11 protein-coding genes and 3 pseudogenes are annotated in these 14,757 nt (G+C 42.7%); 12 read left to right on the forward strand and 2 right to left on the reverse strand.

All coding sequences use genetic code 11. From position 1 onward, the window contains the following. The first annotated feature begins 66 nt into the window (after positions 1–66). The 8 genes from lon to BN3282_RS10365 all read left to right on the forward strand — a co-directional run bounded on the left by lon (position 67) and on the right by BN3282_RS10365 (position 9,419). Entirely contained in the window at positions 67–2,412 is a 2,346-nt protein-coding gene (gene lon, locus BN3282_RS10335) for an endopeptidase La (protein ID WP_059068939.1), read from the forward strand. 13 nt (positions 2,413–2,425) lie between these two features. After that, entirely contained in the window at positions 2,426–3,040 is a 615-nt protein-coding gene (gene yihA, locus BN3282_RS10340) for a ribosome biogenesis GTP-binding protein YihA/YsxC (protein ID WP_059068941.1), read from the forward strand. Continuing rightward, positions 3,030–4,157, forward strand: coding sequence for a sporulation integral membrane protein YtvI (ytvI, locus tag BN3282_RS10345; protein WP_059068943.1), 1,128 nt, complete (start codon positions 3,030–3,032; stop codon positions 4,155–4,157). Before yihA ends, ytvI begins: the two co-directional genes overlap by 11 nt. A 137-nt stretch (positions 4,158–4,294) precedes the next feature. Further along, positions 4,295–6,571, forward strand: coding sequence for a ribonucleoside-diphosphate reductase subunit alpha (locus BN3282_RS10350; protein WP_330382190.1), 2,277 nt, complete (start codon positions 4,295–4,297; stop codon positions 6,569–6,571). A gap of 36 nt (positions 6,572–6,607) precedes the next feature. Next, a complete protein-coding gene (locus BN3282_RS10355) occupies positions 6,608–7,669 on the forward strand; it encodes a ribonucleotide-diphosphate reductase subunit beta (protein ID WP_059068947.1) in 1,062 nt (353 codons plus the stop codon). A gap of 113 nt (positions 7,670–7,782) precedes the next feature. Then, positions 7,783–7,944 carry a rubredoxin gene (gene rd / locus BN3282_RS14735; RefSeq protein ID WP_082667524.1) on the forward strand — a complete coding sequence of 54 codons (162 nt, stop codon included), beginning with the start codon at positions 7,783–7,785 and terminating at the stop codon, positions 7,942–7,944. 239 nt (positions 7,945–8,183) lie between these two features. After that, positions 8,184–8,555: a GntR family transcriptional regulator gene (locus tag BN3282_RS10360; protein WP_059068948.1), complete on the forward strand. Its 372-nt coding sequence runs from the start codon at positions 8,184–8,186 to the stop codon at positions 8,553–8,555. Between the two features lie 3 nt (positions 8,556–8,558). Beyond that, complete coding sequence (locus tag BN3282_RS10365) at positions 8,559–9,419, forward strand: ABC transporter ATP-binding protein (RefSeq protein ID WP_059068950.1); 861 nt, start codon at positions 8,559–8,561, stop codon at positions 9,417–9,419. 182 nt (positions 9,420–9,601) lie between these two features. Here BN3282_RS10365 and BN3282_RS10370 read toward each other — a convergent pair. Next, positions 9,602–10,976, reverse strand: a pseudogene (locus BN3282_RS10370) (transposase). Between the two features lie 169 nt (positions 10,977–11,145). Here BN3282_RS10370 and BN3282_RS10375 point away from each other — a divergent pair. From BN3282_RS10375 to BN3282_RS14740, 4 genes and pseudogenes are all read left to right on the forward strand, one after another. Further along, positions 11,146–11,802 (forward strand): ABC-2 transporter permease, encoded by a 657-nt coding sequence (locus tag BN3282_RS10375; protein WP_059068952.1) that lies wholly within the window; start codon positions 11,146–11,148, stop codon positions 11,800–11,802. Between the two features lie 387 nt (positions 11,803–12,189). After that, on the forward strand, positions 12,190–12,921 hold the full coding sequence (locus BN3282_RS10380) for a YczE/YyaS/YitT family protein (protein WP_242866629.1): 732 nt from the start codon (positions 12,190–12,192) through the stop codon (positions 12,919–12,921). Between the two features lie 16 nt (positions 12,922–12,937). Continuing rightward, positions 12,938–13,027 (forward strand): annotated as a pseudogene (locus BN3282_RS15620) (ATP-binding protein); the annotation flags it as partial. Further along, positions 13,026–13,218 (forward strand): annotated as a pseudogene (locus BN3282_RS14740) (UDP-glucose 4-epimerase); the annotation flags it as partial. The pseudogenes BN3282_RS15620 and BN3282_RS14740, both read left to right, overlap by 2 nt. A gap of 41 nt (positions 13,219–13,259) precedes the next feature. Here BN3282_RS14740 and galT read toward each other — a convergent pair. Then, positions 13,260–14,753, reverse strand: coding sequence for a UDP-glucose--hexose-1-phosphate uridylyltransferase (gene galT, locus BN3282_RS10385; protein WP_059068953.1), 1,494 nt, complete (start codon positions 14,751–14,753; stop codon positions 13,260–13,262). Positions 14,754–14,757: the final 4 nt, after the last annotated feature.

The raw sequence follows: 14,757 nt of genomic DNA on the forward strand, positions 1-14,757 counted from the left end.
TCAGGCGGGTGCAGAGGATAGACCATGTACCTGCCTTTTCTATATCAAGATCCAGGAGGAGATCATATGAAGAAGGAGACGAGAAGCCTCCCTATGGTGGCGCTTCGAGGAATGGTGATCATGCCCGGCATGGTCGTACATTTTGACGTAAGCAGAGACAAATCTGTCGCAGCGATCCAGGAGGCAATGATAGAAGAACAGAAGATTTTTTTGACCGCACAAAAAGACATAGAGACGAAAGACCCAAAGCTGGAGGATGTGTATGAGGTCGGGACTGTAGGTACGATCAAACAGATCATCAAACTGCCGAAACATATCGTACGAGTGTTAGTCGCAGGAGAGACCAGAGGAATCTTAAAACGTATGGAATATGAAGAACCTTATCTGCGTGGTGAAGTGGATATCGTAGATGACTCGGATATCACGGTGCCGGAAGATCTGAACGGAGAAGCACTGCTGCGGGGTCTGAAAGATATGTTTGTGGAGTATGCGGCAAAGAAGGGGAAAATGTCCAAAGAAGCTGTGGCACAGATATTGGAGATCAAAGATCTTAAAAAGCTGTCAGATGAGATCGCGGCGAATATTCCGTTATATTATGGTGATCAGCAGGAAATACTCAGTGAAACAGATTTTTGGAAACGATATGAACTGCTTTGCTTCAAGTTAGTGAATGAAGTGCAGATCATGGACATCAAGGAAGAAATACAGCAGAAAGTAAAAGAACGTGTGGATAAGCACCAGAGGGAATATATTTTAAGAGAACAGTTAAAGCTTATCAGAGAGGAGCTGGGGGATGACACGACGCTCTCGGACGCAGAGGAATTTGAACAGGCTGCAAAGAAGCTGAAGGCTCCAAAGGAAATAAAAGATAAATTGAAAAAGGAGATCAGCAGGTTTAAAAGTTCTTTGAATTCTCCGGCAGAGAGCGGTGTGATCCGGACATATATCGAGACGCTTTTGGAAATGCCGTGGGACAAAGCGGTCAAAGATTCCACAGATATTGCATATGCAAAAGCGGTATTAGAAGAGGAACATTACGGATTAGAGCAAGTAAAAGAAAGGATCTTGGAGTTTCTTGCAGTCCGTACGCTGACAAAAAAAGGAGAAAGTCCGATTCTCTGTCTGGTGGGGCCGCCGGGAACTGGAAAGACTTCTATCGCAAAGTCACTGGCAAAGTCTCTGAAAAAGCCCTATGTACGAATTTCCCTGGGCGGCGTTCGGGATGAGGCAGAAATACGGGGACACAGAAAGACCTATGTGGGAGCCATGCCGGGACGTATAGCCGGCGGGATAAAAATGGCAGGCGTAAAAAATCCGCTTTTGCTTCTGGATGAGATCGATAAGGTCAGCACAGATTATAAAGGCGATACGTTTTCGGCTTTATTAGAAGTTTTGGACAGTGAGCAGAATCATAAATTCCGTGACCATTATCTGGAAGTGCCGCTTGACCTGTCAGAGGTTCTGTTTATCACGACGGCAAATACACTTCAGACGATTCCAAGACCCCTCTTAGACCGGATGGAAGTGATCGAGATCAGCAGTTATACAGAGAATGAGAAGCTGCATATAGCCGCAGAACATCTGATCCCAAAACAGATGGAAAAGCATGGACTTTCACAGGAACAGCTTACGATCAGCAAGAACGCGATCTGGAAGATTGCCAGAAATTATACAAAAGAGGCGGGGGTACGGCAGTTAGAGAGAGAAATAGGAAATATCTGCCGTAAAACAGCCAAAGAGCTTTTGACGACCGGAAAGAAGAAAATAGCAGTGACCGAAAAGAATATCCATAAATATCTGGGAAGAGAAAAATATACGTATCAGATGGCAAATCCAGATCCGGAGATCGGTATTGTCAGAGGACTTGCCTGGACGAGCGTAGGCGGAGATACACTGCAAATAGAAGTAAATGTTATGCCGGGAAATGGGGAAGTCATGCTGACAGGTCAGTTAGGCGATGTGATGAAAGAGTCTGCTCAGACAGGTATCAGTTTTATACGCTCTGTCAGTGAACAGTATAAGATTTCAGAAACATTTTTTGAGAAACATGATATTCATGTACATATTCCGGAAGGAGCAGTACCGAAAGACGGCCCTTCTGCTGGGATCACGATGGCGACAGCCATGATTTCCGCCATTACGGGGAGAAAAGTACGTTCCGATCTGGCAATGACCGGGGAGGTGACATTAAGAGGAAGGGTACTTCCTATAGGTGGACTGAAAGAAAAACTTTTGGCAGCAAAAAATGCGGGAATAAAGACGGTTCTTATTCCGAAAGATAATAAAGTAGATGTGGAAGAGTTGGCTGCTGAGATTACAAGAGGAATGCAGATCATACCTGTAGTAAATATGGATGAAGTGTTAAAGGAAGCACTTGTCCCTGCTCACGGTGAAGAAGAAAATAAAGGATAGGGAGGGGGAGAGCATGGTAATAAGAAGTATAAATTTGGAGACAGTCTGTGGAATCACGAGTAAGCTGCCGGCAAATGAAAAGCCGGAGATTGCGTTTGCGGGCAAATCCAATGTAGGAAAGTCTTCTTTGATCAATGCATTAATGAATCGGAAATCGTATGCTAGGATTTCTGCCACGCCGGGGAAAACACAGACAATCAACTTCTATAATATCAATGAAGAATTGTACTTGGTAGATCTTCCGGGATACGGATATGCAAAGGTGTCGGAGGAAGAAAAGCGGCAGTGGGGAAAGCTGATCGAACGATATCTGCATGCTTCTGGGCAGCTGCAGGCAGTGTTTCTGCTTATTGACAGCAGGCATGCGCCTTCTGCCAACGATAAAATGATGTACCAATGGATCGTGGAGCAAGGATTCGCACCGATCATTATTGCTACAAAACTGGATAAACTAAAGAGAAGCCAGGTCCAGAAACATATAAAGATGATAAAAGAAGGATTAGATCTTGTGCCGGGAACAAGAGTGATCCCGTTTTCTTCCGTTACAAAACAAGGAAGAGAGGAGATTTGGGAACTGGTCGAGACAGAATATTTGGGTAAGACAGAGGTGGAAATGAATGGAAAATAGGCGCCCATATTGGCAGGTTACGGTCAGCCTGCTCTTTAGTTTATTAGCAACAGCAGCATTTGTCATCATTGGGATAAAGGCGATCGGCTTTTTTATGCCTTTTGTGATCGGATGGATCATATCGGCGATTGCAGCGCCTTTGGTAAACTGGTTGGAGAGAAGGCTAAAGATCGTAAAAAAATTAGGATCTGCGCTGATCGTTATACTGGTGCTTGCATTGATCGTGTTTGTTCTGTATTTTGCTGTCAGCAGGATCGTAAATGAAATCGGAGATCTGGCAAGGAATTTTCCGGAATTGTACGCACAGCTAGAAAGCGGCTTGAGGCAGATAGGTGATACGCTGTCAGGAGTTTTTGAAAAACTGCCGGAGGGAGTACAAAATGGCTGGAACACGATTGTGGCAAACTTGGATCAGTATATGGGAGACTGGGTATCCAAAGTCAGCGAGCCTACAGTAACGGCGGCCGGAAATTTTGCGAAAAGTCTGCCGTCTTATCTGATCGGGTTTATCGTAGCGATCATGTCTGCATATTTTTTTACAGTTCAGAGAGAAGAAGTGATCCAGTGGTTTAAGAAAGTTTTTCCGGAATCGGTCACGAAGCGCATGTCCCTTGTCATGGATAATCTGCGATATGCGGTAGGAGGATATTTTAAAGCCCAGTTTAAAATCATGGGAGTTGTGTTTGTGATCCTTCTGATTGGCTTTGCTGTTTTGAATGTCCGCTACTTTGTTCTGATCGCATTTTTGATCGCAGTTTTGGATTTTCTGCCGTTTTTTGGAACAGGAACAGCTATGATCCCGTGGGCGATCTACAAGTTTTTTATGGGAGATTATAAGATGACGGTTATTTTAGTCATTTTCTATGTGGTTACCCAGCTCGTCAGGCAGCTTCTGCAGCCTAAGCTGGTAGGAGACAGTATGGGGCTCAATCCCCTGGTCACATTATTTTTACTGTATATCGGATATAGGATCAGCAGCGTCATCGGTATGATCCTGGCGGTACCGATCGGGATGATCCTTATGAATATGTGTCAGGCAGGGGCATTCGACTATATTTTTAATGACGTAAAGATCTTAGTAGAAGGAATACTAGGACTGCGGGAAGAAAGAAACTGAAAAAAAGTGAAAAGAAGAATATCAGCTCTGGTGATCTCCAAAAAATGGTGACAGAGCTGATATTTTATGTAAAAACACAATATATTGTATTTTGCTGTTGAAAATAATCTAATTCTAGTATATAATTGCTCTATATCTTGCTAGAATACAGACGGGAGGGGCGTATGACTATACAGAGAGAAGAAACAGAGAAAAAATTTGATACAGAGGGGATCGCAGAAGTATTACGGGAGATAGAGGAAGACTTCCCACAAGAAGTGTATGCACTGTCTATATTGGAAGAAAGAGCAACCGGCTTTTTGAAGCCAAAGATGGATAAGGAAGAACAGCTGGAGGCTTTGATCAATGCAGCCACAGAGCTGACAAGCCAGGAAGCTCCCGAATGGGAAAAGATTGCCGGAAGACTTCTGGCATTTTCGTTTTACAGAAAATTAGAGGCAGAAGAGGGAAAAAGAGGGATCCACGGCTTTTATGAAAAGATCTGTTATCTTACAGAGCAGGGGCTGTATGGAGCCTACATTCTGGAGGCGTACAGCAAGGAAGAAATATATGAGGCAGAGAATTATATAGAGCGTGAAAGAGATAAGGTATTTACATTTTCCGGCCTGGAACTGCTCTTGAAACGGTATGTCATATCGACGCATCAGCATGTACCGCTGGAAAGTCCGCAGGAAATGTTTTTGGGGATTGCGCTTCATCTTGCGATGAAAGAAAAACGGAATCGTATGGAATGGGTAAAACGTTTTTATACTGTCCTCTCTAAGATGGAGGTGACGATGGCGACTCCCACATTATCGAACGCAAGAAAGCCGTTCCACCAATTAAGTTCCTGTTTTATTGATGTGGTGCCGGATAGTCTGAAAGGGATTTTCCGTTCTGTGGATAATTTTGCCCAAGTGAGTAAATACGGGGGCGGAATGGGACTGTATTTTGGGAAAGTTCGTGCGGCAGGCGGCTCCATCCGAGGGTTTGAAGGAGCAGCAGGCGGAGTCATACGCTGGGTCAGGATTGTCAACGATACGGCGGTTGCCGTAGATCAGCTGGGAGTACGCGCAGGCGCAGCGGCGGTTTATCTGGATGCATGGCACAGAGATCTGCCGGAGTTTTTGCAGATCCGTACAAATAATGGAGATGAGAGAATGAAGGCACACGATGTCTTTCCGGCAGTGTGTTATCCGGATCTTTTTTGGAAGATGGCGAAGGAAGATCTGGATCAGGAATGGCATCTGATGTGTCCCCATGATATTTTTCTGGCCAGGGGATACTGTCTGGAGGATAGTTATGGAGAAGAATGGGAGAAAAAATATTGGGAATGTGTACAAGATGCGCGGATACCAAAAAGAACCATACGTTTAAAAGAGATTGTACGCCTTATTATAAAATCCGCAGTGGAAACCGGAACTCCTTTTGCCTTTAACAGAGATACGGTGAACCGTGCCAATCCGAATCCACACAAGGGCATGATCTATTGTTCTAATTTATGTACAGAGATCGCGCAGAATATGTCTCCTATATCGACTGTCAGTACGCAGATACAGACAGAGGAAGGCGATACAGTCGTTGTCAATACAACAAAAGCAGGCGATTTTGTCGTATGTAATCTGGCATCCTTGACGTTGGGGAGGCTTCCTATACAGGATAAAGCTTATGTCAGAGAAGTGGTCCGCACAGTGGTGCGGGCGTTGGACAATGTTATTGATCTGAATTTTTACCCTCTTCCTTATGCAGAGATTACAAATGGAAAGTACCGAGCCATAGGATTTGGCGTGAGCGGATATCATCATATGTTGGCGAAACAGCATATAAGATGGGAATCAGAAGAACATCTTGCATTTGTGGACGCCTTATTTGAAGAAATCAATTATGCGGCTATAGAAGCGAGCAGCGATTACGCGGCGGAAAAGGGGAGATATAACTATTTCACAGGTTCAGACTGGGATACGGGTGCTTATTTTGAAAAGAGAGGATATGATTCTGTCCAGTGGAAGAAGCTGCGTGAGAAAGTAAAAAAGCAGGGCATGCGAAACGCCTATCTTCTGGCGGTAGCGCCGACCAGTTCTACGTCGATCCTTTCAGGGACAACAGCAGGGGTGGATCCGGTCATGAAGAAGTTTTTCTTAGAGGAAAAAAAGGGAGCTATGCTGCCGAGGACGGCGCCGGAACTGAGCGCGGAGACATACTGGTACTATAAAAATGCACATCTTATCGATCAGAAATGGTCGGTGCGGGCATGCGGGATACGGCAGCGTCATATCGACCAGGCGCAGTCGGTCAACCTGTATATCACGAATGAGTATACGATGCGGCAGGTGCTGGAATTATATCTGCTGGCATGGGAAAGCGGTGTTAAGACTATCTATTATGTCAGGTCGAAGGCATTAGAGGTAGAAGAATGTGAATCTTGTTCTTCTTAAGAAATGCTTTACTATATATCAAGAGGAGAGTCAGATATGGAGAAACGACAGATTGAAAGACCTTTGGAGCGCAAGCCTTTATTTAATCCAAACGGAGATACAGAAGTGCGGAAAAGGCGGATGATCGGAGGCAATACGACCAACTTAAACGACTATAATAATTTAAAATATCCATGGGCATCCGCCTGGTACCGGCAGGCGATGAATAATTTCTGGATCCCGGAGGAGATCAATCTGTCCCAGGATGTAAAGGATTATCCAAAGTTGGAAGAAGGAGAAAGAAAGGCATATGATAAGATATTATCCTTTTTGGTTTTTCTGGATTCTATCCAAACGGCAAATCTTCCCTGCATAGGAGAGTACATCACGGCTAATGAAGTCAATCTGTGTCTGAACATCCAGACATTTCAGGAATGTGTACATTCTCAGTCGTATTCGTATATGTTGGATACGATCTGTTCACCGGACGAAAGAATGGAAATCTTGTATCAGTGGAAGACAGATGAACATTTACTTAGGAGAAATACATTTATCGGGGATTGTTATAACGCGTTTCAACAGAAAAAGGATGCGAGGACTCTTCTGAAAGTAATCATGGCAAATTATATTCTGGAAGGAATCTACTTTTATTCTGGCTTTATGTTTTTTTATAATCTGGCAAGAAATGGAAAAATGCCCGGTTCTGCTCAGGAGATCCGCTATATCAACCGTGATGAAAATACACATCTGTGGCTTTTTAGGAATATCATTTTAGAATTGAAAGAGGAATGTCCGGAATTATTTGACAAAGAGACAGAGGCACAGATGAAAGAGCTGCTCACAGAGGGGGTTCGCCAGGAAATCTCCTGGGGGCATTATGTGATAGGAGACGGTGTGCCCGGACTGAATAAACAAATGATCACAGACTATATCCGATATCTGGGGAATGTAAGATGGAGATCATTAGGCTATGAGAGTCTGTATCCGGGATATGAAGAAGAACCGGGATCTATGAAATGGGTGGCGCAATATGCTAATGCCAATATGGTAAAAACAGATTTTTTCGAAGCACGTTCTACGGCATATGCAAAATCCACGGCGCTGATAGATGATCTATAAGAGAAATTTATTAGAATTAGACAACTCTGGATAAACTATGACAGAACACATTGAAAAAAGAAAATGGGTATGTTATGATGAAAAGCAGGAAAAGAAAATGGAGGTGCAATATAATGAAAAAATATATTTGCGATGTATGTGGATACATTTATGACGAAGCAGCAGGAGATCCGGATAACGGCATCGATCCAGGAACAAAATGGGAAGATGTTCCGGAAGATTTCCTCTGTCCTCTCTGCGGAGTAGGCAAAGACCAGTTCTCTGAGACAGAGTAAGTATATCCATGCGGGCGTGCTGCGCACGACAAGGTATAAGATGAGCAAATGGTATAGAACAGACATTTCTGAAAAGAAGTGTCTGTTTTATTATTTATGTGAGAAATAGGGAGAGCGGAATTTGTTCTAGAAAGAAGAAAATCTGCTTTTGCAAGTAGATTCCATGAAATAAACAGTATATAACAGTTGACAACAGTTATAAACTGTTATATACTGTTTGTGGATGGAGGAGAGAATATATGAAGATAATCATAAACAGTTCATCGATGGTACCAATCTATGAACAGATTGTAGAGCAAGTCAAAGCTTTGATCTTAAGCGGAGAGCTGAAAGAAAATGCGAACCTGCCATCTGTCCGGACTTTATCAAAAGAATTGAGAATCAGCGCCCTTACCGTGAAAAAGGCATACGACTATCTGGAACAAGAGGGGTTTACTGTCACAGTACATGGAAAAGGCACATATGTAGCGGCGGCCAATAAAGAGAGAATGTTGGAAGAATACAGAAAAGAGATTGAAACAGAACTGGAGGAATTAATCCGCAGAGCAAAAAGATATGGGCTGACGTCGGAAGATATCCGCGCATTGATGGAATTGATATTGGAGGGATAGGATATGTTGAGAATAAACGATGTACAGAAGCAGTATGGGAAGTTTATGCTGCAATGTTCTATGGAAGTAAAGCCGGGCTATGTCACCGGTTTGATCGGACCGAACGGAGCAGGGAAAACGACAGTATTTAAGGCAGTGCTAGGCTTGCTGCGTATAGATGGAGGAACAATAGAAATCGGAGGAAAAGACAACAGGATACTGACAAATAGAGAGAAAGCGGAGATGGGAGTTGTGCTGTCAGATTCGGGTTTCAGTGAATATTTGTCTGTGAAGGAAATCATTCGCATTATGGAGAATATGTATCCATATTTTCATAAAGAGCAGTTTCTGGAGCAATGTGAACAGTTTTGTATCCCGCTAAATAAAAAGGTTAAGGCGTTTTCTACCGGCATGAAAGCAAAGTTAAAACTTCTTCTGGCGATGTCCCATGAGGCGAAATTTTTGCTGCTTGATGAGCCTACAGCAGGTCTGGATGTTGCGGCAAGAGAGGAAATGCTGGATATTTTAAGAGAATATATGGAAAAAGGTGAGGAACGCGCCATTCTGATAAGTTCTCATATATCCGGGGATTTGGAGGGGTTGTGCGACGATCTGTATATGCTTAAGGACGGGCAGATTATCTTGCATGAAGAAACGGATCGTTTGCTGGACAGATACGCGGTCATAAAGGTAGATGAAGAACAATTTAAAAATTTAGATACACAATATATTTTGCGTAAGAGAAAGGAAGCGTTTGGGTATCAGCTTCTGACAGAACAGAAGCAATATTACATGGAAAACTATCCGAGGATCGTAATAGAAAATGTCGGCATTGACGAAGTTGTATTGATGATAGGTAATTGCGAAACAAGTCCGCAATCCTGATTAAAAACAGGCAAAGGATCCTGTCATGCAGGATTCTTGAGATAGGAAGTGAAAATCGTTCATTTCTTGGCACAACAAATAAACCTCATGGGCTTATGAAGTTGGTAAGTCCTATGCTATGAGTGGTTTTAAACTTCGTATATATTGATGCTGGTGAATTTTATCAGCAACCATGACAGTTATTAACTGAGAAATTCCTGCAAGCAACAAATCTGCATGTAGTGTTTTCTCATTTTGGGTTTTACGACCGGCAATACAGAAACTGTCTTTAAAATGGTTGATTGATTTTTCAACGTTTACACGGATTTTGTAGGTCTCATCCCATTCTACGGAACCACGTTCCACACCGGGATAGGCACGCAGATTCTTTTCGGGGTAAATGTAAATCATTCTTCCACAGGAAGATGTGGTACAGGGGTTCTCACAGTGGCAGACACGGCGTTTCGTTTTGGTTTCACGGTTGTATTCCCATTTCATTTTAGGGCATACAAACTTCATGCTGGGAAGTTTGCTTCTCAGATGAGATTTACTCCCTTCCCGTTTCATTGGAAGTGTGGAATCATGCGGACAGCAAGGAACACCATTTTCGTTGAAGGTGTAGCCATGTTCTTCCATTGATAGTTTTGTCCGGAGTGGAATCAATGCTTTTTCAAAGCCAAGATCATCCAAAAGGGCTTTGTAGATTTCAATGGTATCAAAAGCGGCATCGCCTAGAAAAGTTTTAGGGTTAATCAAAGGATGCTTCTGAAAGAAATCAATCAAAACAGGGAGCAGCGCCTTAGAGTCCGCAAGTGATTTATCTTCATCTGGCGAATCGGATTTCTTTTCAACAATGATATCAGGATGAGCATTTAGGAAATCTTTATTGTAGAAGGTAATATCGCGAACAATACCAAGACCATTCGTGACAATACCAAACTTATAGGCATAGCAGAAATGTCCGTTGATATACATCTGTTGGATAGCCGGGTTAGCAGCAGCGTGTGTGGGCATTGAGCCGTAAGCAGCTTTGTAAGGATCAAAGTTGTGAGCCTTTGCAAAGGCCTTTAACTGTTTTATGATACGGTTCGCGTATTTCGGATTATTTTCTGTCACCCATGCCTCAATTCCAGAAGTATCAAAGATGCTCATGGAAGCAAGGTTAGAATCAATACGTTGGCAGATCGGTTCAGTGATATCAACTAAGTGATCAAACATCGATTGTAAGTCCATAAGAAAGTCCTGTTTAAAACGAGTGAATTTTGAGGCATCAGGAACAACACGGAAGCCACAAAAATCCCGTAGTTCCTGAGAATATTTTAAAAATATGATCAGAAGAGTATCGGTCGGGATTGAGAAAATGCGCTGAATAAGGAGAGCCTTGATTATAGGATAAAGCTGATGCTTGCGAGGTCTTCCTGTAGAAGCGTGAAAATGAGTAACAAAAGAAACAGGAACAATTTCATCAAGATTAATGGTTTGGTCAAGTAGAGAAAGAAACTGATATTTGTCATTATCGAATTTATTTTGGCAATTTTCAAAAACTTCTGCCAAAGTGAGCTGCTTATATGTTATCATATAGGTACATCTCCTTTCGGGTGGTTGGTTTATAGTTTCTAGGCAACTCTATTTTACCACAATCCGTTGAGGAGATGTTTTGTTTTATAAAAGTTAAAATGCCGTATTTATGCGGCTTGTGGCGTTTCGCAAACGCCTATGTATTGATGATGATGAAAGGAGAAACACTATGAAAGGACTGCTGCTGAAAGATTTCTATATAGCAAAACTGCAGAAAACATTTGGGATACTGATACTTGTCATGGGAATTGCTTTTTCCTTTTTGTGGGAAAGTCCGTCTTATATGGTAGGGTTTCTCACTTTTATTGCTACTATATTTGTATTGACGACGATCAGTTATGACGAATTTGATAATGGATATGCATTTTTATTTACACTCCCGATCTCACGGAAACTCTATGTATCAGAAAAATATGTGTTTGCACTTCTCTATGGAGGCGGCACATGGTGTGTGACGACGGCTTTGGCGGCAGCTTATGCAGCTGTGTCCGGCAGATTGGCGCTGGATGCGGAATGGCTGATGGGTTATATGGTGTATCTTGGTTTTGTACTATTGATCATTTCTGTGACAGTACCTGTACAGTTGAAATTTGGTGGAAATAAAGGCAGAACAGCAATGATCATTACATTGGGCGGTCTCTTTCTTGTATGTTACGGGAGTATATATATCTTAAAAAAGGCAGGCATAAATATAGAGGAGATTTTCAGCAGGCTGTCTACTATGGGGACGGCAGCGCTTTGGATAACCGGATTTGTGATCCTTATACTTATCTTGTTTTTTTCTTTTGGCCTCAGTGTACAGATCATGAAAAAGAAAGAATTTTAAAAAGGGGACAAAAAATGTGCCTGTTATTCTGCCAAAATTAATTATGCGGACAGCACAGTAAGAGATAAAACGTGTTCGATCTGTAATATATAAAGAGGAAAGCAGGGCTGCTGCAAAGGTAGAGGAATATGCAATCCATAGGATAATAAGATATTTTATTACTATACACCTCGTTTTGTATATAGATACTGAACATGTACAAATATTCAAGCATAATAAGAGGGAACATAAAACTGTAGGTAAGGCATATGAGAAAAAGAATCCTGTGCAAAAAGAAGATATCCCCAATTTTAGTATTCGCAATGTTGCCTAATAGTTACCCAAATCGAGAATGCAATTTATACTGATGTTAGAAAGGCAGAAGAAATAAAATTTCAATATTTGCCAATGCGCCGCGCATTGCTCTTGAAGGAGATAGAAAAATATGTTACGGTACATACTGGATATGGTTGTTTGGAAGTGACAGCAGATGGGATCCTATGTGGAGGTAAAATGGATAAGTTAAAACGGTATATCATATTTATCAGCGGTTTGTTTATTAATTCTGTGGGAATAGGCATGGCTATTAAGGCAGATTTGGGAACATCTCCTCTTTCGTCTATTCCCTATATTCTGAGTTTGCAATTTCCGTTTACGCTGGGAGAATTTACAGTATTGTTCAGTGTTTTCCTGATCGTGCTTCAGTTGATTATTTTAAAAAGAGACTTTAAATGGGAACATGCACTGCAAATACCGGTATCCATCGTGTTTGGATATTTTATTGATGTGAGTATGAACTTGCTGTTTTTTGTAAATCCGCAGACTTATGTTATGAAAGTTATCTGTATGTTGATCGGCTGCATAATCCTAGGTGTAGGCGTATATATGGAAGTGCGTGCCAATGTGGCCATGCTTCCGGGAGAATCTCTCGTACGCGCGATCGTATTCAGATGGAAAACAGAATTTGGCGTGACAAAAATGGTATTTGATATAGCCATAACTGTTATAGCCGTTTTATTGTCCGTCATCTTTTTCGGAAAACTACAAGGTATTCGTGAGGGGACGATCGTCGCGGCTTTTTTGGTTGGTTTTGTTGTGAGATTCCTATCCAGAAAATTGGCACAGCCAAGTAGATCTTGATGGCACATTGGAGTTTATCATTGACGGTTTAGGCGTAGAGCGCAGCACCGACTACGCGATGGAGCAGATGTTTTTTGTGATTGACAGCCGCGACAGTATACGGAGATCCGAAAGGCATCCCGAATAATCTGCTGCCTTATATATCGCAGGCGGCGATTGGAAAACGGGAGCGCCTAGGAGTATTCGGAGATGATTATGATACTCCCGACGGTACAGGAGTACGGAGTATATGCATGTAAAAAAGACATTCCTTATGAGATTAAGCCACATCGGGCGGGAGACATCGCTATGTGTTACCTTTTAGCCATTTTATAGCTTTGGGGATACCCTCTTAACATTTATGAGAGAGTTTCTATAAAATGCAGGAAAGAGTTTCTTCCTTCTGGAGTGCATTTGTATACGCCGGCATCTTCTAGTACGCGGCAGAATACTCTGCCGATCTCTTGTTCGATAATATATCCGATATTTTCTTTTGTGACATCCGTGTAAGATGGCAGAAATTCTTTTACCCAGGCGGCGTGCTTAGACGTTTCAGGATTACTATCCAGATCGATTCCTTCTAAAATATATTCTTTTAGAAGTTCCATTTCATGGTTCAGCCGGTTTGGAAGAACTGCGAGTCCCATCACTTCGATCAGTCCGATATTTTCTTTCTTGATATGATGCAGTTCCTCATGGGGGTGATATACGCCGAGAGGATGCTCGTCTGTCACCATGTTGTTTCGCAGTGTCAAATCTAGCTCATAGAGTTCTCCTTTTCTCCGCGCGATCGGTGTGATTGTATTGTGGGGCGTTCCTTTTGTTTCAGCAAAGATAAAGGCTTCTTTGTCTGTATATCCCCGCCATTTATCAAGAATATGGCAAGCGAGGGCGGTAAGCCGCTGTGTGTCAGATCCGCGCAGACGGATAACGGACAGGGGCCAGTTAACGATACCGGCCTGTATCTCCTCGTATCCCTTTAATATAAATGGTATTTCAACAGGCGCTTCTGCCATTGCAAAGGTATAGCGGCCTCCCTGGAAATGATCGTGCTCTAAAATAGAGCCGCCCACGATTGGCAGATCCGCGTTGGAACCGATAAAATAGTGCGGAAATATGCGGATGAAGTCAAACAGCCGTGTAAAGGTCTGCTTGTTTATTTTCATAGGAATGTGTTTTCTGTTAAATACAATACAATGCTCATTGTAATAGACGTAAGGCGAATACTGGAATCCCCATTCACTGTTGTCAAGCGTAAGCGGAATAATACGGTGATTATCGCGGGCAGGGTGGCGCAGATTTCCGGCATATCCTTCATTTTCCATGCAGAGCAGGCACTTAGGATAAGAGGAAGAGACGGCTTTTCCTGCAGCCGCGATCGCCTTCGGATCCTTTTCGGGCTTGGAGAGATTGATCGTAATATCCAGCGCGCCGTACCGGGTGTCTGTTTTCCATTTTCTGTCTTTTTTAATACGGTAACGTCGGATATAATCACTGTCCTGACTGAACTTATAGAAATAAGAGGTCGCAGATTCCGGAGAAATCCGGTATTTCTCCCAGAATTCTCTCTGCACCTGCTCTGGGCGGGGAACGAGGCAATTCATGATTTTCGCGTCAAACAGATCACGGTATGTGATACTGTCTGTGATAATTCCACGGGAAACAGCTTCATCCAACAGTTTACGGAGCAAATCTTCCAGTACAAGGGAAGAGGAATCGCAGGGTACGTCCTCATAACTGTCCTCGTGAAAGAGGGAGAGCAGCTGATTGGTCGTATAGATTTTTTCGGAAGCAGGGGTCAGCCCGCTGGCAATTCCGTATTGTACTAATTTTTTTATAGCTTCATATAGCATGGCA

This window comes from Mediterraneibacter massiliensis (assembly GCF_001487105.1).
Taxonomy (GTDB): domain Bacteria; phylum Bacillota; class Clostridia; order Lachnospirales; family Lachnospiraceae; genus Mediterraneibacter; species Mediterraneibacter massiliensis.

Bases quoted from the DNA above. Each gene is read 5' to 3' on its own strand.
- lon (WP_059068939.1), top strand. From the start codon at position 67: ATGAAGAAGGAGACGAGAAGCCTCCCTATGGTGGCGCTTCGAGGAATG.
- rd (WP_082667524.1), top strand. From the start codon at position 7,783: ATGAAAAAATATATTTGCGATGTATGTGGATACATTTATGACGAAGCA.
- BN3282_RS10355 (WP_059068947.1), top strand. From the start codon at position 6,608: ATGGAGAAACGACAGATTGAAAGACCTTTGGAGCGCAAGCCTTTATTT.
- galT (WP_059068953.1), bottom strand. From the start codon at position 14,753: ATGCTATATGAAGCTATAAAAAAATTAGTACAATACGGAATTGCCAGC.
- BN3282_RS10380 (WP_242866629.1), top strand. From the start codon at position 12,190: ATGCGCCGCGCATTGCTCTTGAAGGAGATAGAAAAATATGTTACGGTA.
- BN3282_RS10360 (WP_059068948.1), top strand. From the start codon at position 8,184: ATGAAGATAATCATAAACAGTTCATCGATGGTACCAATCTATGAACAG.
- BN3282_RS10365 (WP_059068950.1), top strand. From the start codon at position 8,559: ATGTTGAGAATAAACGATGTACAGAAGCAGTATGGGAAGTTTATGCTG.
- ytvI (WP_059068943.1), top strand. From the start codon at position 3,030: ATGGAAAATAGGCGCCCATATTGGCAGGTTACGGTCAGCCTGCTCTTT.
- BN3282_RS10375 (WP_059068952.1), top strand. From the start codon at position 11,146: ATGAAAGGACTGCTGCTGAAAGATTTCTATATAGCAAAACTGCAGAAA.
- yihA (WP_059068941.1), top strand. From the start codon at position 2,426: ATGGTAATAAGAAGTATAAATTTGGAGACAGTCTGTGGAATCACGAGT.